At 44.3% G+C, this 19,592-nt stretch carries 20 protein-coding genes and 1 tRNA gene; 11 read left to right on the top strand and 10 right to left on the bottom strand.

All coding sequences use genetic code 11. The features are described 5' to 3' along the window. Nucleotides 1-5 precede the first annotated feature (5 nt). Together ACO05P_RS16220 and ACO05P_RS16215 are read right to left on the bottom strand one after the other, a co-directional pair. Nucleotides 6-1,766, bottom strand: coding sequence for a hypothetical protein (locus ACO05P_RS16220; RefSeq protein ID WP_421752498.1), 1,761 nt, complete (start codon nt 1,764-1,766; stop codon nt 6-8). Continuing rightward, complete coding sequence (locus ACO05P_RS16215; protein WP_421752496.1) at nt 1,763-2,248, bottom strand: hypothetical protein; 486 nt, start codon at nt 2,246-2,248, stop codon at nt 1,763-1,765. The genes ACO05P_RS16220 and ACO05P_RS16215 overlap by 4 nt, the downstream gene beginning before the upstream one ends. A gap of 396 nt (nt 2,249-2,644) precedes the next feature. On the opposite strand from ACO05P_RS16215, the gene ACO05P_RS16210 reads away from it, so the two are divergent. Continuing rightward, nucleotides 2,645-3,793, top strand: a complete 1,149-nt coding sequence (locus tag ACO05P_RS16210) for a hypothetical protein (protein WP_421752494.1) — start codon at nt 2,645-2,647, stop codon at nt 3,791-3,793. Continuing rightward, the gene (locus ACO05P_RS16205) at nt 3,786-4,166 is read left to right on the top strand and encodes a hypothetical protein (protein WP_421752492.1); all 381 of its coding nucleotides are present in this window, start codon (nt 3,786-3,788) and stop codon (nt 4,164-4,166) included. The genes ACO05P_RS16210 and ACO05P_RS16205 overlap by 8 nt, the downstream gene beginning before the upstream one ends. 1 nt (nt 4,167) lies before the next feature. On the opposite strand, the gene ACO05P_RS16200 is transcribed toward ACO05P_RS16205, so the two are convergent. From ACO05P_RS16200 to ACO05P_RS16190, 3 genes are all read right to left on the bottom strand, one after another. Then, a complete protein-coding gene (locus tag ACO05P_RS16200) occupies nt 4,168-4,392 on the bottom strand; it encodes a DUF4248 domain-containing protein (RefSeq protein ID WP_421754922.1) in 225 nt (74 codons plus the stop codon). Nucleotides 4,393-4,442: 50 nt separating this feature from the next. Beyond that, nucleotides 4,443-5,690 (bottom strand): site-specific integrase, encoded by a 1,248-nt coding sequence (locus tag ACO05P_RS16195; protein WP_421752490.1) that lies wholly within the window; start codon nt 5,688-5,690, stop codon nt 4,443-4,445. 269 nt (nt 5,691-5,959) lie between these two features. Then, nucleotides 5,960-6,044, bottom strand: a tRNA-Ser gene (locus ACO05P_RS16190). 127 nt (nt 6,045-6,171) lie between these two features. Between ACO05P_RS16190 and ACO05P_RS16185 the strand changes: the two genes are divergently transcribed. The 4 genes from ACO05P_RS16185 to ACO05P_RS16170 all read left to right on the top strand — a co-directional run bounded on the left by ACO05P_RS16185 (nt 6,172) and on the right by ACO05P_RS16170 (nt 10,490). Further along, nucleotides 6,172-7,689 (top strand): GWxTD domain-containing protein, encoded by a 1,518-nt coding sequence (locus ACO05P_RS16185; RefSeq protein ID WP_421752488.1) that lies wholly within the window; start codon nt 6,172-6,174, stop codon nt 7,687-7,689. A gap of 9 nt (nt 7,690-7,698) precedes the next feature. Then, nucleotides 7,699-8,556 (top strand): lysophospholipid acyltransferase family protein, encoded by an 858-nt coding sequence (locus ACO05P_RS16180; RefSeq protein WP_421752486.1) that lies wholly within the window; start codon nt 7,699-7,701, stop codon nt 8,554-8,556. Then, the gene (locus ACO05P_RS16175; protein ID WP_421752484.1) at nt 8,549-9,565 is read left to right on the top strand and encodes a glycosyltransferase family 2 protein; all 1,017 of its coding nucleotides are present in this window, start codon (nt 8,549-8,551) and stop codon (nt 9,563-9,565) included. The genes ACO05P_RS16180 and ACO05P_RS16175 overlap by 8 nt, the downstream gene beginning before the upstream one ends. A gap of 142 nt (nt 9,566-9,707) precedes the next feature. After that, the gene (locus ACO05P_RS16170; protein ID WP_421752482.1) at nt 9,708-10,490 is read left to right on the top strand and encodes a DUF4382 domain-containing protein; all 783 of its coding nucleotides are present in this window, start codon (nt 9,708-9,710) and stop codon (nt 10,488-10,490) included. A gap of 74 nt (nt 10,491-10,564) precedes the next feature. Here ACO05P_RS16170 and ACO05P_RS16165 read toward each other — a convergent pair whose 3' ends face one another. From ACO05P_RS16165 to ACO05P_RS16150, 4 genes are all read right to left on the bottom strand, one after another. Next, complete coding sequence (locus ACO05P_RS16165) at nt 10,565-12,403, bottom strand: AMP-dependent synthetase/ligase (RefSeq protein WP_421752480.1); 1,839 nt, start codon at nt 12,401-12,403, stop codon at nt 10,565-10,567. A 47-nt stretch (nt 12,404-12,450) separates the two neighbouring features. Beyond that, nucleotides 12,451-13,356, bottom strand: a complete 906-nt coding sequence (locus ACO05P_RS16160) for a glycosyltransferase family 2 protein (RefSeq protein ID WP_421752478.1) — start codon at nt 13,354-13,356, stop codon at nt 12,451-12,453. After that, nucleotides 13,356-14,972 (bottom strand): amidohydrolase, encoded by a 1,617-nt coding sequence (locus ACO05P_RS16155; protein WP_421752476.1) that lies wholly within the window; start codon nt 14,970-14,972, stop codon nt 13,356-13,358. Before ACO05P_RS16155 ends, ACO05P_RS16160 begins: the two co-directional genes overlap by 1 nt. 112 nt (nt 14,973-15,084) lie before the next feature. Further along, entirely contained in the window at nt 15,085-15,258 is a 174-nt protein-coding gene (locus ACO05P_RS16150) for a hypothetical protein (protein WP_421752475.1), read from the bottom strand. A 70-nt stretch (nt 15,259-15,328) separates the two neighbouring features. On the opposite strand from ACO05P_RS16150, the gene ACO05P_RS16145 reads away from it, so the two are divergent. Then, a complete protein-coding gene (locus tag ACO05P_RS16145) occupies nt 15,329-15,640 on the top strand; it encodes a hypothetical protein (protein ID WP_421752473.1) in 312 nt (103 codons plus the stop codon). Between the two features lie 18 nt (nt 15,641-15,658). After that, a complete protein-coding gene (gene fumC / locus ACO05P_RS16140; protein WP_421752471.1) occupies nt 15,659-17,056 on the top strand; it encodes a class II fumarate hydratase in 1,398 nt (465 codons plus the stop codon). Between the two features lie 66 nt (nt 17,057-17,122). Here the strand turns inward: fumC and ACO05P_RS16135 are convergent, their stop codons facing one another. Next, on the bottom strand, nt 17,123-17,698 hold the full coding sequence (locus ACO05P_RS16135; RefSeq protein ID WP_421752469.1) for an ACP phosphodiesterase: 576 nt from the start codon (nt 17,696-17,698) through the stop codon (nt 17,123-17,125). Between the two features lie 120 nt (nt 17,699-17,818). Here ACO05P_RS16135 and ACO05P_RS16130 point away from each other — a divergent pair, with 120 nt between their 5' ends. Genes ACO05P_RS16130 through ACO05P_RS16120 form a run of 3 tightly spaced genes read left to right on the top strand, consistent with a single transcriptional unit; the run spans nt 17,819 to nt 19,501 of the window. After that, nucleotides 17,819-18,196 (top strand): hypothetical protein, encoded by a 378-nt coding sequence (locus tag ACO05P_RS16130; protein ID WP_421752467.1) that lies wholly within the window; start codon nt 17,819-17,821, stop codon nt 18,194-18,196. Nucleotides 18,197-18,227: 31 nt separating this feature from the next. Then, nucleotides 18,228-19,106, top strand: coding sequence for a hypothetical protein (locus tag ACO05P_RS16125; RefSeq protein WP_421752465.1), 879 nt, complete (start codon nt 18,228-18,230; stop codon nt 19,104-19,106). Further along, nucleotides 19,103-19,501, top strand: a complete 399-nt coding sequence (locus ACO05P_RS16120; RefSeq protein WP_421752463.1) for a hypothetical protein — start codon at nt 19,103-19,105, stop codon at nt 19,499-19,501. Before ACO05P_RS16125 ends, ACO05P_RS16120 begins: the two co-directional genes overlap by 4 nt. The last annotated feature ends 91 nt before the right edge of the window (nt 19,502-19,592 follow it).

The following is a 19,592-nucleotide window of genomic DNA, read 5'->3' as shown; positions in this document are numbered from 1 at the left end:
GATGTTTATTTAAGCGTTACTTTTTTGATGGTGCTTTTGCGTTTTGTGGAGGTTCTTTTTGTGGGGGTTTTTCGGGTTCCCGATAATCCCCGGGAGGGTTTCTTTTTTGGCTTGAGAAGCATATAGCCACCAATGACCACAGCTCCAGCTCCCACAGCCGCAACGGCAGGGTTATTCTTGATGAAGGCCATTACGCCACCAGAAGAAGTAGCACTCGTTTGAGTGGGTACTAAAGAAGCTGCATTAGCCTGGACAACTGGCATATTGGGTGAAGTGGTGGGGATGATCACTTGGCTGGGCACATTGGAGGTCTGTTGTGCGGCAGCAGCCTCTGCTTTAAGGTTGTTGGTCGAGGTGTCTTCACCAGGAGCAAACAAACCCGAATCCTTCAAAATCTTTATCGCAGCAATGATCACGGGAGTAGCAGCCGCTACTGCGGCCGTCATGGAAATGGGTTCTCCCAATCCACTTAAGTCGTAAGCCTCAGGATGCAGTTCACCGTTCAAACCACCAGCTCTACCTTTCAGGATAGCATCTTTCAAGGCGCTCCGCTTTCCTTGAAGCTTGTCTGCATACAAGTTTTCAATGCGAGAAAGCGCTGTTTTGGCTCTCTTCCACTGGGTAGCTGAGACGCCTTTAGAAGCAGCATGTGACTGGCTGGCATAAGCCCATTTCAGCTTAGAAGCCATCTTCTTAATGTTGAGCTTCATGGCGGCCAGGAAACCCAAGCGGGCGGTAACACTCAGCGGGTTAAATCGTACAATGGCTTTGCCCACTTTCTGAGCAACATTCTTGATTCCTGAACCCACCTTTTTGGCGAAATCACCAATGCGTTTGAAGAAGCCTCTCCGTGCTGCACCCAATGCATCATCATCCCAATCCCAGTCGTCCTCGTAGCCGGAGAAACCGTTTTTGAGGTTGAGCTTTTCCTCATTCTGCGCCAGGACTTCCAAGGCTTCATCGCGCTTGTCGGTATACCAATACTGGATCGCATAATCCAGCATCTTGATAAATGCCTGGGGATCCTCGATGTGGGCAATATGTTCAGGATTGGCTGCTACCGCATTTCGGGTTGAAACCAGGTAGCGATACATGGCATCCAGTTGCTGTTCCTCGCTGGCATTTCCCAGTTCATCGAAGTCTGGAAAACCGAGTAGTACATCGCTGAGCTCATCATCATGGCCGCTCAACACAGCCACGTCTATACCGGATAGGTTCATATTAAAATCTTTATGTTCTGAAAATGGTTTTTCGTAGTTGAAGCGGGAGAGCACTGGATCAATGATGATAGTTTCGCTGCCATTGGGCACCACCACATACACATGTTGAAAGTGGTCGCCACCATATTTTGTGATCCGGAAAGCGTGAGGGATCTTTAGATTAGTCAGAATGGAGCTGGCGAAGATGGAAAAGCAATCACAGTCAATTCCGTTCTGGCGATCTGCCCAGCTTCGGGCTGGCCGTCTTAACTGTTCGAGTCCGCGTTTATCCAGTTTATACTGGATATGGTGGTAGAGGAAATCCCAGATATTCTGGCAAGTCTGAGTTTTGGAATTACCTTTTAAGTGATCGGCAATAGCCTTGGTGTCCTCGATGTATCGCCAAACTACCCGTTTCATCAAATCAACGGTATCCTCCACCTCACCGTCTTCAATGATGATTCGATCCGTTGAATCCGGCTTGGAGAAGAATTGGTCGTACTTCTTTCCATCGCGAATGCTGCGATAGCCACTGGTAATGGATCCTATTTCAAATCTCGCACTCATACCAGGCGTTCAGGGTTTGATTCGTAAAAGATGTCGTTCACATACACCGAGTAGCGGTATTCAAGTGGTAGATTAAGCGATTGAATGCTTGTATTTCCTCCCCGAACCAGGGCGGGAATTCTGCTTACCAGGTTGGAGATATAAGGAGTTAGAGCACTCCACGGAATTTCCACTTGGGCAACACCCAAGGAAGTCTGCTTTAAGGGAGCGATGGTGTATTGATCGCGGGTAGGCACACTGGACGCGACATACTTGCCAGCAGTAGAAATGGTTATAACGGGCTTAGTGATTTGAACGCTGCCATTCGTAGGATTGTCAACGTAGATATCCGTTGCCAGGGTAACACCTGCCAAAGTGATCTTGGCAATACGCGGATTCAGGGTTCGCACCACAGATTTATCACTCAATCGCTTGGCGCTAAATGCCCGGCTTCCCCAGTAGAGAAGTCCACCAATTAATCCTATGGCTACAATGCTTCTCACTTTGTATCTTTCCCTTTTCGGAATCGTTGAGAGATGAGATCCATGGTTAATTTTACGCAATAGCCTACACTGGCGCTGACCACGGCATAAGCGGCCACGTCAATGACTCCTGGAAATGTGATGGTGGTGAGGGAAAGTTGCTCCGACATGGCCCTGGAGAGACCTCCAAGCATGCCGGAAGCGGTAGTAGCAAACGAGAGACTATGGCTGTGCTGCATCTTCAATGATTTCACATGATTGTGAGGCCGAAGATGCGAGCCTATGATCCTTTAGGGTTAACGAAGATTAATTAACATACCTTTATGAGGGTAAACATATCTGTTTGTTTCCATTTGACGTTTTTGACCTTGTGCAACAAGGTCTATTAATTAAATTAGCGGTCTCCTTTTAAGCAGAATGGATAACCAACGGGTAGAAATATATTCGCCACGATATGATGGCAAACGATTTGAAGATCATCGTCTTCCGTTAGACCTTATTGAAGATTTACCCGTACTTCAAGAGCTGACGATTGAATTAGCCAAGTACCTTTATAGAGAGAAAAACTCAGAGAGAGAAAGGATTCCCAAGAACTTTACTAAGGGGATCTCTTTTGAATTAGAAAGCATTGAGGAGGGCAGCACAATTCCTACAATTGTGCTGATATGCCAACTCTCAGGTTTATTCCCAACTAATCCCAATCTAGATTATTTCAAGGAAGCAAGCGGTCGTATTATTGACATTATTCAAGGTGCTGAGAATGGGGAAGAAATTACTGATTTAGCTCCACAAGATTTCTTGAAAAAATTCTCAAGACTTGGAAAAAAATTAGGTCATGATGAATCCATTGAATTCAGACCTAATAAAGCTCAAAAAGCAAAGTTCACAAAGGAATCACGAAAAAGAATAATTCAAGCTTCATCCAATTCCATGGAATATACAGATGAAATTGGGTTGCGAGGACTGATTTCCGAAATGGATTTAAATAAGCAGACCTTCACTATTGACCTCATTAGTGGTCAGAGGTTAGAGTCATTTTATGCTAATGAACTTGAGGATATATTAATTAATGCCTTTACATCGTTCAAGTCAGATCAAAAACAAAAAATCCTTTTAGAGGGGTCAATACGTTTCAGTAAAACTGATAGTATTATCAAAATTGAAAAGACTCAATCGATTACAGAGCTTTACTCAGACGATATTGGATATAGATTAGAAGAAATATCTTTACTTAAAGAAGGATGGTTAGATGGGCAAGGGTCATCTTTTAGCAAAAAGAAGCTTGAGGAGCTGTCAAAGCTGTTTGATGAGTATTTTGACGACAATCTTCCATTGCCAAAAACCTTTCCTACCCCAGAAGGCGGAATTCAGTTTGAGTGGGCAAATGATAATTTTGACGTTTCCGCTTTGGTTGAAATAGATGATTCATTCTCCACTCAAGTTCATAGCCTTAGTTTTTCAGATGACAAGGAAGTTGAATTGCAATTGAACCTACTCAATAAGGACGAGTGGGTTCAATTCAACAGGTTAGTCAAATCCGCAATGATTGAAGGTTCAGATGGATAAGGAAACGCAACTACTTAGACAAGTACACCCTAGTTTTGTCCAAGGCGATACTATCTCTACGCAAGTATTTACTTCACAGGTATTTGCCCCAACACCAAAGGATGATAACAAATTGTCCACTTACAACGGTAATAAGTTCTCTCCAGTAGACTCTCATGTTCATTATTCTGAATTGGGATATGTGTCTTCAGGTGTGGTAAGTGTAACAGTTGAGGAGTGCGAATCTGAAAGTCTGAGTACAGAAGAGGATAATGATCCATTTGACGGCCATTGTAGCATAGACTTCAATGACTTGTCAACCAATGGAGTTAAAACCAAAGCTAAGAAGCTTAAAAAACATGCCTCGACAAGAGGATGGCTACACAAATCTTAGTTTAACAGGGTTCTCCTAAAACTGAGACAATTTCTCGCACCATTTCTGGCGATAATAAGCGACACCCTCTAGAGAGCCCCAACTTTTCGAGGCGATCTGAAAGTTGCGGATTTCTATTTATCCAAACCCTCAATCTTATAGACGCACTCTTAGGCTGAATATTCGGCAGGTATAAAGTCGCCAACTCCTGGAATCCGTAGGATCTAATCTTAAATGTATCTTCCATAATTGAATAATGGCCGGTAAGCACTTGTATGCTCACCGGCCTCTTTTTAATTATGCCCAATTCATGTTTATTTTCCGCTCTAAGCGACTGGAAAGCATCTTCATGTCTTCCGATACCTTCTGGTCAATTATACGCGCATAGTGCTGCGTAGAGGTGATGTTCTTATGGCCGAGCATCTTGCTCACGCTTTCAATCGGCACACCATTTAGCATAGTTACCGTGGTGGCGAAGGTGTGCCGTGCAATATGAAAGCTCAACTGCTTGGTGATGCCGGCCATATCTGCCAATTCCTTCAGGTAGGCATTCAGCTTTTGGTTACTCATAATAGGGAGCACCTTATCTGTTGGGAAGAGCTCATCGAAAAAGGGATTGTACTTCATGATGATTTTCCAGGGCACTTCCAGGAGCGGAATATTGGCCTTACCTCCAGTCTTTCTCCTACTGGTTTTGATCCAGTAGCCGTCCTCAGTGAATTCAATTTCCTCTCGGCTGAGTTTCTTAACATCTGCGTACGAGAGACCGGTAAAGCAAGCAAACAGGAAAAAATCCCGCACCCGGCCCAGGCGCTCCACCTTTATTTTAAGCCCCATGAGTCGGTTGAGTTCCTCTTCGCTCAAATACGGACGTGCAACCTCTTTTAAAGAAAGGCTCTTGTTCGCGAAGGGATTCTTAACCAACCAGCCGTTACTGATACAGATAGAAGTAATGCGCTTGAGATTCTGAAGAAATTTGATACTGGTGTTGTAGTTACAGCCCTTCTCGGTTTTGAGGAAATACTCAAAAGCTTCGATCATCTCGTGATCAACGCGCTTGATGCTCACGTCTTCCACCCGATACTTCTTTTTCAGGAATTCCTGGAAGTGATTACGGGCCGTGCGGTACTTCTGCATAGTAGGGTAAGTACACTCTTTCCCTACCAGGGATTTGAGCTTTTCCACGTGCTCATCCCACACAGTGATAATGGTCTTCGGGCGAGCGGAGTTGGTGCCGAGAATGGCGTCTTTTAGCATCGGTGCAGTTACCTCCGCATAATTTGCCAGTAGCTCGTTGTACAACTTGTTAGCCCTGAGTCTAATAGCATCAAGGTACTTATTGAATACCTGGGCATCTTGTGACCTTCCTTTCATACAGCTTTTGTCGGCTGACCACTGTTCGGGGAGGACGTGTCTCTTGATGGGGAAGCTTACTTTACCCCCGTTAATGTTGATCTTGAGGTAGACCGGACATTCTCCGTTTTTCTTGGGACGCGTTCTGCTGATGTAGTACACCAGTGAATAGCTTGACCTTTCGTTTTGCATTTGACTTAATGTTCATTAAGCCCTCCATTTCGGTTTCAAAAGTGCCAAACTTTGACCTAAAAAACGAATTGTAACTACTTGATTTTCGTATCATTATGTATCGTTTTGTAACATTGCTGGCTTGCTTTTTTGGGTTTCGGAAAAAAGCAAGCCGCTAAGCAACCCAAAAGGGATACAAAACGGTGTTTCTTGATACAAGGTGGGAGCAAAAAAAAATGCCCAAAACCTTGGTTTTGAGCATTTTGATACAATTTGTTACTGTATCTAAGCGGAGAGAGAGGGATTCGAACCCCCGGAGGTGTGACCCTCAACGGTTTTCAAGACCGCCGCATTCGACCACTCTGCCATCTCTCCTTAGAAACTGGCCTGACCAGGTTTCTGAAATTTGGGCTGCAAATGTAAAATTTTTTTAGCCCGAGCAAACAACCATTTGCTTCTTTTTACGTCTATCTTCGTAGATCATTGGTCAAAACTCAATTTTATGCGGCGTTTTCTACTTCTCATCCTCCTGTCTTCCTCCCTTTTACAGGCTAAAACCACCAATCTTTACATCTCCCTAAATGAATTCATGACCGGAGAGCGTGAGAATTACATCGAAATTAATTTCGGTATTGGTAGTGAAAGCCTCGATTATCAAAAACAAGCCAATGGAAGTTTTCTTGGTGGACTGGAAGTAACCATCGCCGTTTACAAGAATGATTCGGTAGTGAGTGCCGATCGTTTCCGAATCTTAAGTCCTGCCTATAAGGACACCTCCAATTTACAAGAGCTTCTTTATCACCAAAAGCGCTTCTTCCTGGCAAAAGGGAAGTACCGCCTCAAAATGGACATTCAAGATATAAATGAGCCTGAAGAAGATTATCATATCGACCGCCCCCTGCAATTAACCATTACCAAGAATTTCCCTGATCATTCGCAAGTTGTATATCTGGAAGACTTTAAACCGGCTAGCGAAAACAGTAAAGCGGCCTATACCCGCTCCGGCTACGCCATGTATCCTATTATTAGCACTGGAACCCCATTTATCCCCCAAGGCTTAAATCGCTTGGCCTTTTACAATGAACTTTATAATCTCGATCAAAAATTAGGTGCCAACGAGGATTTTTTAATTCGCTACTACCTTCAGAATGAATCCGACGGACGGGTACTTTCTGATTTTGGCAGTTTTCAAAGAGCTAAAGCAGCAGTGGTAAATCCTATCCTCGGACAAATCGATATCAGCAAATTGCCCAGTGGTAATTACCTTTTGGTAATTGAAGCCATCGATGCCAAGGGAGAGCAAATAATCAAGCAGGATAATTTCTTCTACCGTCGTGGAGATCAAAGAGAAATTATTGCCGGCTCTTTTGAAGAACGCACGGTAAGCGGATCTTGGGTGGATCGATTAGGAAATCTGGATTCCATCGTGAAATTCATGGATTACCTCTATCCTATTTCAAGCGAGCGTGAGCAGAGAATTCAGGAAAACCTCCTGGCTTCTGCCGATGAAGAATTAATGAAAAAATACTTCTTCGCCTTTTGGGAGAATCGCAAACCCTTAGCCCCAAAAGAAGCTTGGGAGGATTACCATAAAGATGTATTGATAGCAAATAAATTATTCACCTCAGGACTCAGCAAAGGTTACAAAACGGATCGCGGTCGAGTATGGTTAATGTATGGCGAACCCAGTCAGGTAGAGCGACGAGACATGGAACCCAATATGCCCCCCTATATCATTTGGCAATACGATAATGTTACTACCGCCTATGCAGTACCTCAAAACAACCGTATTTTCATCTTTGGTGAGTTTGAACCTTCTACTCAAATCTTCAAATTGATTCACTCTACCGCTATTGGCGAAATCAATAGTCCCGACTGGAAGCAGGAGCTTTACTTCCGTGCCTATGGCGGTCCAGGTACCATCGATCCGGGTAATGATCCCAATGAAAGGGAGTTCGGAAGCAGAGCCAATCAAAACATCATCCTCGGAACTACGGGCGCCGATCAGAGAAACCGCTAAATTTGCGGCATGATTGGATATTATCTGGCGCTGGCTTTTGGGCGCCTGCTTTCCTATATGCCCTTTTTCCTTTTGTATCGCCTCAGCGATTTCCTCGCCTGGCTGATGTCAAAAGTTTTAAAATACCGTCAGGAAGTAATAGACGGAAACCTCAAGCGCTCCTTTCCTGAAAAAGATGAGGCCGAAATCAAAAATATTCGGCGTCGCTTTTACCGCAATTTCAGCGACATCCTGGTTGAGTCCTTCAAAAGCCTGAGCGTTTCCGAAAAAACCATGCGCAAGCGTTTTGTACTGCGCAATCCCGAGGTGTTTCAAAACATCTACGATCAAAATCGCGGCTTGATAATGGTGATGGGACATCATACCAACTTCGAGTGGACCGCCATGAGCATTCCCCTAGTGGTACCCCAAAATTGCTACGCGGTTTACCATCCTTTGAAAAACCCTCGCTTTAATAAACTGATCGTGAAGATCCGTGAGCAATTCGGCTTAAAGCTCTTTAAAATGGAGGACACTTATCCCTTCATGTTAAATAATCCCGACCCGCGCCCCCTCTACGTTTTCATGGCGGATCAAAGTCCACATCGCGGCAAGATTAAGTACCGTACCCAATTTCTGCATCAAGACACTCCGGTACATTTGGGGGTTGAAAACCTCAGCCGCAAATGTGATTTAGCGGTGGTCTTTATTGATATCCATCGCGTAAAGCGCGGATATTATGAAATTGAGGGGCATTTGCTTTTTGAAAACACCCAAGATCAAGAGCCCCATATGGTAACTGATACCCATGTAAAAGCCTTGGACAAACTCATTCAATCCGACCCTCCTAATTGGCTTTGGAGCCATAAACGCTGGAAATATGCCTGATACAATCGCCGTAGCAATTCTCAACTGGAATGGTCAATCTTTACTAGAACGTTACTTACCCAAATTGGTCGCCGACTCAAAAGGCCTCGGAAAAGTGTATCTGGTAGATAATGCCAGCTCGGATAAGAGTATCAGCTGGACCCAGGAAAAACTTCCAGAAGTTGAGATCATAAAGCTGGACGATAATTATGGCTATGCCGGAGGCTATAACAGAGCGATTGCACAATTGGAGGAGGATTTGGTGATATTAATCAATTCGGATATCGAATCTACCCCCAATTGGTTGGAGCCTATCGCAGCTCGTTTTGCAACAGAACCTAAATTGGGAGCCCTACAACCAAAAATCCTCGATTTAAAAGATCGCTCCAAATTTGAATACGCCGGAGCCAGCGGTGGTTATATGGATCGCCTGGGCTATGCCTTTTGTAGAGGTCGTCTCTTCGAAGTTTTGGAAAGTGATGAGGGGCAATACGACGACTATCAGGAATGTTTTTGGGCAACCGGAGCCTGTCTCGCGGTGCGCAAAACTGCCTATAATGAGGTCCGTGGATTATACGCCTCCCTATTTGCCCATATGGAGGAAATTGACCTTTGTTGGAAAATGCAAATCCAAGGCTGGAAAGTGGCCGTAGAACCCGCCAGTGTAGTCTATCACCTGGGAGGAGCAACCCTGGATGCCGCCTCCCCTAAAAAGACTTACCTCAATTTTCGTAATAACCTGATCATACTCTTTCTGAATCTGCCGCATTTGGAGTCCATGCGCATTATCTTCAGTCGCTTGCTGCTGGATGGATTAGCAGGATTACGACTTTTAAGTCAAGCTAAGCTAACTCATGTTTGGGCGATTGTAAGGGCTCATTTCGCCTTTTATGCTATGTTCACCGAACTCTATCGTGAACGCATCAAGCGAAAGCAAAAGTCCTTTAAAAGCATGAATGGACTTTATCCCAAGAGCCTTATTTGGGCCTATTTCGGTCAGAAAAAGCGAAAATTTTCAGATTTATTTTGAAGATTTTCAACCAGTCCTAGAGCCTGACTGTCAGCATAGGCCGGAAACACTTACCATAATAACAATCTGCTTTACAGTCACTTACAAAAGTTTACAACAAACAATTCCTTCCTATTCATCGTTATATCTAAAAGATAAATCAATGAATTTCCGAAAAACCCTCCTAATCAGTATGAGTCTGATTAGTTTCACTTTTTTACAATCTTGTCAAGAAGATTCCGAGCCCAACAATCAAGAAGGTCAGGCTCAAGTCCGACTTAATTTAACCGATGCGCCTGGTCTCTACCAAGCCGTTTACATTGATTTACAAAATGTTGAACTTAAGGTAGACAGCTCGGCCTGGATTAGCCTAAACACCCAAGCCGGTATTTATAATTTACTGGACTTTCAAAATGGTTTAGACACCCTCATTGGCCAAGCCTCAGTTCCTGCAGGCAAGCTAAACCAAATCCGATTAATCTTAGGCCCCAATAATTCTATTGTGACTGCTACGGATAGTCTTAGCTTAAAAGTCCCATCTGGTAGTCAATCCGGACTAAAACTCTTGGTTAACTATACCCTTCAAGCCGATTTGGTTTATGAATTTAGTCTTGATTTCGATGCCCATCGTTCCATCGTACTTAAAGGTAATGGTGACTACTCTTTGAAACCGGTAATTCGTGTTTTCACTAGCAGTAGTACCGGTAGCATCAGTGGCTTTATTCAGCCCGATTCCGTTATGACCGGCATTTTAGCACACAATACTTTGGGAGACTCAGCAGCTACCATTGCTGATACCAACACTGGTTATTTCTTATTAGCAGGACTAAACCCAGGTACCTACACCGTTGAATTTAATCCTCAAGCGCCTTTCAATTTTAAGGACACTACTAATATTATGGTAAATGCAGGTCAGGTGACTGATCTAGACACCATTAGCTTTTAATACTCTTTTGAAGGGGGTATAAAAAAAGCCGCCTCGGTTAATCCGAGGCGGCTTTTTCATTTCTTCAACCTAGCCTAGTGCCCAGGTTTATGGCCGTAGATACGTTCGTAATGATCTTGATGCAAAGACTGCACAATACGACGTTTCAACTTCATGGTCGGCGTTAATTCACCCGAATCTACCGTCCAGGCATGATCGCTCAACTCTATTTTCTTTACCTGCTCCCACTTTCCAAAATTGTGGTTTATCGCTTCCACATCCTTGAAAATCCGTGCTTTAATCTTCTCGTTCTGGATTACTTCTTTTTCAGAGCCATATTCCAGTCCCTTGCGCTTACAATAGGATTTCAAAAATTCAAAATCAGGCTGAACGATGGCGGCAGGATGCTTCTCCCCTTCACCAATCACCATAATTTGCTCAATAAAGTGGCTTTCCTTAAAGCGCGTTTCCATTAACTGAGGGGCGATATATTTACCACCGCTAGTCTTGAAAATCTCCTTTTTACGATCGGTAATTTTTAAGAAGTCGCCGTCTACAAATTCACCGATATCGCCAGTATGGAACCAGCCATCTTCGCTTAATACTTCAGCAGTAGCTTCTGGCTTATTATAATAGCCCAACATCACATTAGGACCTTTACAGAGGATTTCACCATCCTCGGCAATCTTCACTTCTACATTGCGAATTAAACGACCTACCGTGCCAATGCGCTTTTGATCTACATCCGGACCATTCACTGAAATCACGGGTGATGTTTCCGTTAAACCGTAGCCTTCCTGGATATTCACCCCGGCTGCTGAGAAAATACGAATCAATCGTGGGTTTAAAGCGGCTGAACCACTTGCTATAGCCTTTACTCGACCGCCCAGGGCTTCCAGCCATTTGCTAAAAATCAGCTTACGAACAATGGCTAGCTTCATTTTATATAGGCCTCCTTTTCCGGTGAGCTCATATTCTTCACCCAGTTCAATGGCCCAAAAGAAGAGCTTCTTTTTAATACCAGTCAGCTCGGAGCCTTTGGCTACAATTCGGTCGTAAATCTTTTCTAATAATCGAGGAACGGCGGTGAAAATAGTGGGTTTTAATTCGCGGATATTATCCCCAATGCTATCCATGCTTTCTGCATAGTAAATCGGCACGCAGGCGTAGCAATAGAGGTAAATTAGCATACGCTCATACACATGACAGAGCGGCAAAAAGCTAAGGGCCAATTCATTATCACCCTTAGTGGGAATTCGTGGAAAGGAATCCAAGCTGTTCGAAGCAATATTCTGATGCGAGAGCATTACTCCCTTGGGTCTACCGGTAGTTCCCGAAGTATAAATTAGGGTAGCTAAATCTTCCGTCTTCACGGCCTTCATGCGCTGCTCTAATTCCTCTTGATGTGTATTACTCTCCCCCATGGCCATAAAGTCCATCCAATTAGGCGCATTGGGTACCTGATCAAAAGTGTAGATTTCGGCCAGGCCTTCTACCTTATTCTTAATGTGAATGATCTTTTCATAGAGAGCTTCATCCGAAACAAAAACCAGCTTTACGCCGGCATCATTAAAGATATACTCATAATCATCTTCCGAAATAGTGGGATATACCGGCACGTCTACGCAGCCGGCTTGCAGGGTTCCGATATCGAGAATATTCCATTCCCAGCGGTTATTCGTCGAAGCTACCGCCACCTTGTCTCCGGGCTGTAAACCGGCCTCAATCAGCGCTCGGCCAAATTGATCACTCAAGTCTACATATTCCTGGGTGGATATCTTTTTCCACTTCCCGTCTACCTTTGTGGCTAATGAATCCGCTAAGGGCTTATTATTCAACTGAAAGCGCGGAAAATCAAATAATCGAGTCGGCGTATCTCCTTTCATATATTCCTGCAAAATCTTATGGATGCTAAATATAGCGGAAAAAGCCATAAATGTTTAGCTGACACCAATGTAATCGAGCGATTCTATTTGAGAATTCAGGCCTTTTGATCCTGGAAATCCTGATGGTACTTTTTCAAAGCTCGCAAGGCTTTCTCAGGAAATGGATCGAACACGGCATTGGAACGCCTATAATGCCAATCCTCTAAAATCGCCGAGCGCTCCTTTCCATCAAAAAAAGCTCTGCGCCCGCGTTTTACCCGTTTAAAAAATGCTTCGGTGCGATACCAATAATGTTTAATGTGGCCGGGCTCAATTAAAACCCGCTTTTGGCCTGGACGAAATCTCTCTCCATCACTCCAATACAAGGGAGCCAAAGGTGAGTAATTGGGATAATGTGGATTCTTATTAAAAAAGCGTGCGCCATAGCCTGAGCGAATCACGGTCTTTACTTGCTGATTCTCTTCATGCCCATCCGGGAAACGACGATTGAGTTTTTCCAACATCCATTCGCCTTCCGCCAAATTTTCTTGATGCGCCGTGCCATATATCAGCCAATTGAAAACCAATCCTGAAGCATTGACAGGGGCATTCTTTAATACCGAGGCATAGCCATTTTTGCAGAACCAAAACTCATCACTATCTAGAAAAGCGATCCATTCGTATTTTTTGGCGGCTTTCGCCGAAATGCGCTTTTTATGGTATTCCTCGCGGGTATAAAAATCAGGATGATTTATACTGTTTTCGACCTCTACTAATCCCGCTTCCAAATAAGGCTTTAGCACCTCTTGCCAATGATCACTACTCTTATCATTGGTCAAATAAATATGTTCGATCCCTTGCGATAGATGATACTCGATCCACTCTGCTAAAAAGGGAGCCTCATCCTTAAACATGGCATGCAGGGCTATTTGCCCATTGCGCTGCTTAGGCTTAAGCCAATAATCCAAAGTGCAGAGGATTTTAACCGCCCCATTCCGAATGCGATAGGACCAATTTGCCATTAGAGACTATAGAGAAATTCACCATTGATGGCGGTTGCTTTTACTTCCAGATTGGAAAACTCATCGGCCTTTAGCTTTTTCAAATCGCGATCCATCACAATGAAATCGGCATAATAACCACGCTCCAATAACCCCTTCACTTCTTCTTCAAAACTGGCATAGGCTCCGGACCAGGTCATACCTTTTAAGGCCTCATCAAAACTAAGGGCTTCTTCGGCTCTAAAGCCCCCTTCCGGATAGGCATTGGCATCTACGCGAAAGCGAGCTGCTCTAAAAGTATTGAGGGGATTAATATCCTCTACCGGAAAATCGGTTCCCAAGGGTAAAACCAATCCCTGATCTAAAAAGCTTTGGGCTCGGTAGGCATACTGAATCGCTTCTGGCCCCAGCCTTTCCTCCGCCCAATACATATCTGAGGTAGCATGGGTAGGCTGGATGGACGGAATCACGCCCAGAGCCTTCATATCTTCTAAATCCTGAGGATGCACGACTTGCGCATGTTCGATCCGCCAACGGTGATTGCGATTATGTAAATACCCCACGCCGAAGATTTGCGTGGCTAAGCGGTTGGCCGAATCGCCAATGGCATGAATGGCCATTTGCCACTTCTGATGACTCAAGGAATCGGCCATCTCTAAAAAGTAATTGGTGGGCTTTAATTGCAGACCATAATTACCGGGATCATCTGCATAAGAATTCAACAATAAAGCTCCACGAGAACCCAAAGCGCCATCCAAATAAAACTTCACCGTTTTTAACCTAAAACGCGGCTGTTCAATCGGCCCTCTGGCAAAATAATAGGCCAAAGAAGCTGAATCATCTGAGACCATTACATTGAGGCGCAGCTTTAATTCACCACTCTCACTTAGGTCCTGTAAAATTTGAATATCCTTCTTTTTAAGACCCGCATCCGTAATGGATGTTAAGCCTGCGTGGATGCAATATTCTTGAGCTTTCAGAATCAATTCTTTATCTCGCTCCGGATCGTTTTGAGGTTCTTCAATTAGGTCGACTGCATTATCGATTAAAATGCCCTTAGCTAAATCAATAGTCCCTCCTGCCACAGTTGTGGATGCATTAATCCCAGCGTAGTCCAAAGCTGCTTGATTGGCAATAGCCGCATGTCCGTCGATTCGCTTCAATAGAACCGGGGTATGGGGATAAAGTGAGTCCAAAGCTTTTCGATCGGGGAATTCCTTACTCTCCCAATCATTCTGATCCCAACCTCGACCTAAGAGAAAATCATTGGGATTCTTTTCAGCAAAATTCTGCAAACGCTCCAAGCATTCTTGCCAGGATTGGGTAGCTACTAAATTCACCCTCCCTAAACTGCGGGCATAGCCGAGAAAATGCGCATGGGCATCATTAAAACCCGGGTAGATATACATGCCCTCAAAAACCTTGGTTGCTTGTGGCTTATAAGCCGATTCTAATTCTTTCTGGCTGCCTGTTGCCCATACCTTGCCATCTTTAATCACCATGGCCTGGGCGGTCTCACCTGCTTTCAGGTAAATCTGCTTAGCCACCACCAATAGATCTACCGGTACCTTTTTAGCTTCTGTTTGACAAGAAACCGAAGACAGCAAAATCAGGAGAGCGAAAAAAATACGGGCCATAAGCTGAATTTTGGTAAAGATAATTATTGCCGCGAGGGGAAAGTAGGCGCATAAAAAAACCGCTTCGGCATAGGCCAAAACGGTTTTTCAAAATATGATATAAAGCTTAGGACTAAGCCTCTTCTTCTTTATAACCGATCATCCAATAGGTTAACTTGGGAGCTACTTGCTCTAGGCCAATAAGGGTTAACCAGTAGCCTACAAAGAGACCCAAGAATAGCAACATGCTGAAACCCATCAAGAAGATGAACAAAAAGATAAAGAATCCTAATACTTTGGTGAACATCGTTGGTAAATTTGTGGCCGCTAAAGTACAGCAAAAACTCAATCCACTAAAGTCCTAAACACCATTTTTAATGAGTCTGCGCAATTTCCTCACCTTCAGCGCCCTGATCTGCGCCATCTTTTGCATCTATCTGGGACACTTCGGATTGGAGCAAGAATTTTGGCAAAAGCTATTTGTGGCGGTGCAGGCCAGTAGCTCCGGGCAATGGGATAACCCTCCCGAATGGGCCTTGGGCTTTCGCTGGATGGGCTACCTCTTAATAGCCTTTAATTTAGCTCTCTATTTTTTGGGTAAAAATTGGCACCGCGGCCTCTACCTCGGTATTTTTGTACTCACTTTGCTGTTGACGGTTTTCATCAGCAGCTGGATAATTACACACTAAACTCTCAAATTCAAGAATATGGATTACCGTATCGAAAAGGACACCATGGGCGAAGTTCAGGTGCCCGCCGATAAGTATTGGGGTGCGCAAACCGAGCGTAGCCGTAACAATTTTAAGATCGGAGCAGCAGCCAGCATGCCCATCGAAATCGTGCATGGCTTTGCTTATTTGAAAAAAGCCGCCGCTCACGCCAATGCAGATTTAGGTGTTCTTCCGGTAGAAAAGAGAGATCTCATTTCTAAAGTTTGTGATGAAATTTTAACTGGCAGCCTCAATGATCAATTTCCATTGGTGATCTGGCAAACAGGTTCCGGTACCCAAAGCAATATGAACGTAAATGAGGTGGTAGCCAACCGCGCTCATGTTATTGCTGGCAACAAATTGGGTGAAGGCGAACGCATGATTCACCCAAATGATGACGTAAACAAAAGCCAGTCTTCTAACGACACCTTCCCTACCGGCATGCACATCGCCGCCTATAAGATGATCGTAGAAACCACCATTCCAGGCGTAAAGCAATTACGTGATACCCTGGCGGCTAAATCCGAAGCCAATAAAAATGTGGTGAAAATTGGCCGTACGCACTTAATGGACGCCACCCCCCTAACCTTGGGTCAGGAGTTCAGTGGCTATGTATCGCAATTAGATCACGGTTTAAAAGCCCTCAATAATACTTTGGATCACCTTTCAGAAGTAGCTTTAGGGGGTACCGCGGTTGGAACCGGAATTAATACGCCCGAAGGTTATGCCGAATTAGTAGCGAAGAAAATCGCTGAATTCACCGGCATGCCTTTCCGTTCGGCCGACAATAAATTTGAAGCTTTAGCGGCTCACGATGCCTTAGTAGAAACTCATGGCGCCTTAAAGCAATTAGCCGTTTCTTTAATGAAAATCGCTAATGATATTCGCCTCTTAGCCTCCGGTCCTCGTGCCGGTATTGGTGAGATTTTAATTCCTGCCAATGAGCCTGGTTCTTCCATTATGCCTGGCAAAGTGAATCCTACTCAAGCGGAAGCCATGACTATGGTTGCGGCTCGTGTAATGGGTAATGACACCACTGTAACTGTTGGCGGCTCGAATGGTCATTATGAATTGAACGTATTCAAACCGGTAATGGCCCATGCGGTATTAGAATCGGCTCGTTTAATTGGCGATGCTTGTGTTAGCTTCGATGAGCATTGTGCTGTAGGCATTGAGCCTAATCACGATGTAATCAAACGCCACTTGAACAACTCCTTGATGTTGGTAACGGCCTTAAACACTAAGATTGGTTACGAAAAAGCGGCTAAGATTGCCAAAACCGCCTATGAAAATGGCACTACTCTTAAAGAGGAAGCCATCAATTTAGGCTACCTCAGCGCGGAAGAATTCGACGCTTGGGTTAAACCCGAAGAAATGGTAGGCAGCTTAAAATAAGCTCCTCCACAGCATAGCAAAAGCGCAAAGGCCATTAGGTTTTTGCGCTTTTTTTATGAAATAAATTCACAGTTGATCTTGCACCGCTTTTTGCAGTTCCGGGAAAAAATTTTCGAATCGCTCCTTGAAAAAATCCTCTTGTCGATCGAGCTGAACCACGGCATGGGCCATGCGATTTTCATTTTGGGCTCTGCGCGACATGCCATTTAAACTGCTCTCCAATCCATGACGATGCTGGTAATTCTTCAACCAATTGCCACGCTCCATATAGGTAAAAGTATGCTGTGCCCGCTCAGGCAATACCGACCAATAATCACGGAACAAATCATAAGACTTCTGAGCAAAGGCTTCCAGGTTCTCACCAGTCCAGCTATTAAAACTGCGAGCTAAAAAATGATCCATCACGATATCATTCACCACTCCGGCATACTTACCCTGCGCAGGACGCCAGGCTTCGAGCATTTCACCCACAATAGCATGACTATCGGTAAACTCATCAATAAAATGATGCAATTCGATCCCCTTGCGAATCCCCTCCGAATATTGATCGTAAAACTTACGGCGGGTAAAATCGGCAATGGAATTACCAATCATAAGTTCTGGATCATTATCACTGAGGGCCAAATGCGCTAAAAAGTTCATAGTTCGAATTTAGGCTTCTTCCTCGGCTCAGTCAATCGAGAAAGGCATAATTAAGATTAGATTAAAAGATGAAGAATGTCACCTTGAGCAAAAGTCCAGGCCTTTATCTTTGTGGCCATCTTGCAAAAACTCGCCAGCATACTCATATTAAGCAGCCTCCTAAGCCAGCTCTTATTGCCCATTCCGGTAATGCTGGATTACGCCCTGCGCTATCAAGAATATGCGGAGCAATTATGCGAGAATAAGGACAATCCCGAATCGCAATGTAATGGCAGCTGCCAGGTAGTAAAAATCTTGCAGTGCGATAGCTCCTCTCAAGAAGAACCGGGCTTACCGGCCTTCCGGGTTTTTAATGATTGGTTTTGGCTGGGATCTGATGAAATTCCTCAAACGAATATTGATGCTAAGACCTTCGATAAGCCTTTAGTGCTTTCAAAGTATCTACAGCCCTTTTTGGCTCAGGCTCCTAAGCCTCCAAGTTTTACCCGACTCTTTTAATCGACTTAGGTAAAACTTAATTCTAAATTTCATGAAATTCAAAATTGTGCTCAGCATCCTGTTGCTGAGCGTATCTTGGCTGCGCAGTGCGGCCTGCGATGTTTGCAGCTGTGGCAGCATGGCTTTTGGCATGGGCGATTTCACCAATCAAGGTCGCAGCCTTCTTAATTTCAACTATCAACTTAAAAGCTTCCAAGGGCCTTTAAGTCAGGACTATTTCCATCAATTGCAAATCAGTGGTATATGGGCACTTTCCAGTAATTGGCAAGTAAAACTGAGCTTGCCTTGGATGTACGCCGAGCGAGAGATTAATGATGATGGCAGTCGCGCCGAACTCAATGGCCCTGGCGATTTAAGCTTGAGCCTGCAAAAGAAAGTTTGGTCCTGGATGGGCAATGAAAGCAGTCATAGCTTATACCTCTCTGCCGGCATCCAAGCTCCCACCGGAAAATTTGAAGACCGCCCTATTGAAAGTCTAATTGCCCCCAGCTTTCAGCGTGGTAGTGCTAGTTGGGATTTTCTTTTTAGCCTACAGTATGAATATGGCTGGAAGGACTATTTGCTAGTTTATCAAGCGGCCCATGCGCAAAACACCACCAACCGCTATGCCTATCGCTTTGGCGATCAATGGCTCAATTCCTTAAAAGCGGCCCGTAACTTCGAATGGGGTAGCAAAGCTTTGTCGATGATTTACCTCAGCCTCGACCATCAATATCTGATGCGCGATGTAAACAAGCGAGGTTATTATCAATTTGGAACGGGGGGCAGTGCCTGGTTGGCTGGATTGGGATATCAATACAGTAGTTCCAAATGGTCATTAACAGGCCAATATCAATTCCCGGGATTTGCACAGATTGGCGACTATCAAAGTGGCAATCAGATCAGCCTAAGCTTCAATTACTTTTTATGAAAAAGGCAATCTTGTTTTCGGCTTTAAGCCTGATGGCATTTACGGCCTGCGAAAAAGAGTTTAGTGCTATGGAAGATCAAAGCGCTCCGAAAATTGAGCTATTGTTACCCCATCTGCTCGAAGCTACTGCTGGGGATTCCTTGCATTTTGAAGTTCGCATTAGCGATAATGATCAATTGCATGATTGGTATTTGGGCCTCAATAATTTATCGAAGATGACCAAGGAAATTCACTGGTCGCAACACAGTCACAGTCAATCTGTTGTTTTGGACACCAGCTATTACCTGGACCCCAATTTAAGTGACAGTCATTTTCAGCTACAGCTGGAAGCCAGTGATCACAATGGCAATAAGAGCAGCAGAAAAATTGCCCTATTTGTAAAAGCTAAGGGTTAAAAAAAGAGGCCATTGCAAGGAATAAATCATTGCAATGGCCTCTTTAAAATTATGGGCTTCAGGCAAATACCTTAAAGCACTGGGAGCGAAT

Origin of the sequence: Croceimicrobium sp. (assembly GCF_965228705.1) — a bacterium.
Taxonomy (GTDB): Bacteria; Bacteroidota; Bacteroidia; order Flavobacteriales; family Schleiferiaceae; genus Croceimicrobium.
The sequence above is the reverse complement of the archived record's forward strand: the minus strand, read 5'-3'. Positions and strand labels throughout refer to the sequence as shown.

Bases quoted from the DNA above. Each gene is read 5' to 3' on its own strand.
- ACO05P_RS16175 (WP_421752484.1), top strand. From the start codon at position 8,549: ATGCCTGATACAATCGCCGTAGCAATTCTCAACTGGAATGGTCAATCT.
- fumC (WP_421752471.1), top strand. From the start codon at position 15,659: ATGGATTACCGTATCGAAAAGGACACCATGGGCGAAGTTCAGGTGCCC.
- ACO05P_RS16155 (WP_421752476.1), bottom strand. From the start codon at position 14,972: ATGGCCCGTATTTTTTTCGCTCTCCTGATTTTGCTGTCTTCGGTTTCT.
- ACO05P_RS16180 (WP_421752486.1), top strand. From the start codon at position 7,699: ATGATTGGATATTATCTGGCGCTGGCTTTTGGGCGCCTGCTTTCCTAT.
- ACO05P_RS16150 (WP_421752475.1), bottom strand. From the start codon at position 15,258: ATGTTCACCAAAGTATTAGGATTCTTTATCTTTTTGTTCATCTTCTTG.
- ACO05P_RS16165 (WP_421752480.1), bottom strand. From the start codon at position 12,403: ATGGCTTTTTCCGCTATATTTAGCATCCATAAGATTTTGCAGGAATAT.
- ACO05P_RS16200 (WP_421754922.1), bottom strand. From the start codon at position 4,392: ATGGAAGATACATTTAAGATTAGATCCTACGGATTCCAGGAGTTGGCG.
- ACO05P_RS16160 (WP_421752478.1), bottom strand. From the start codon at position 13,356: ATGGCAAATTGGTCCTATCGCATTCGGAATGGGGCGGTTAAAATCCTC.
- ACO05P_RS16205 (WP_421752492.1), top strand. From the start codon at position 3,786: ATGGATAAGGAAACGCAACTACTTAGACAAGTACACCCTAGTTTTGTC.
- ACO05P_RS16195 (WP_421752490.1), bottom strand. From the start codon at position 5,690: ATGCAAAACGAAAGGTCAAGCTATTCACTGGTGTACTACATCAGCAGA.
- ACO05P_RS16185 (WP_421752488.1), top strand. From the start codon at position 6,172: ATGCGGCGTTTTCTACTTCTCATCCTCCTGTCTTCCTCCCTTTTACAG.
- ACO05P_RS16145 (WP_421752473.1), top strand. From the start codon at position 15,329: ATGAGTCTGCGCAATTTCCTCACCTTCAGCGCCCTGATCTGCGCCATC.
- ACO05P_RS16220 (WP_421752498.1), bottom strand. From the start codon at position 1,766: ATGAGTGCGAGATTTGAAATAGGATCCATTACCAGTGGCTATCGCAGC.
- ACO05P_RS16210 (WP_421752494.1), top strand. From the start codon at position 2,645: ATGGATAACCAACGGGTAGAAATATATTCGCCACGATATGATGGCAAA.
- ACO05P_RS16125 (WP_421752465.1), top strand. From the start codon at position 18,228: ATGAAATTCAAAATTGTGCTCAGCATCCTGTTGCTGAGCGTATCTTGG.
- ACO05P_RS16170 (WP_421752482.1), top strand. From the start codon at position 9,708: ATGAATTTCCGAAAAACCCTCCTAATCAGTATGAGTCTGATTAGTTTC.
- ACO05P_RS16120 (WP_421752463.1), top strand. From the start codon at position 19,103: ATGAAAAAGGCAATCTTGTTTTCGGCTTTAAGCCTGATGGCATTTACG.
- ACO05P_RS16135 (WP_421752469.1), bottom strand. From the start codon at position 17,698: ATGAACTTTTTAGCGCATTTGGCCCTCAGTGATAATGATCCAGAACTT.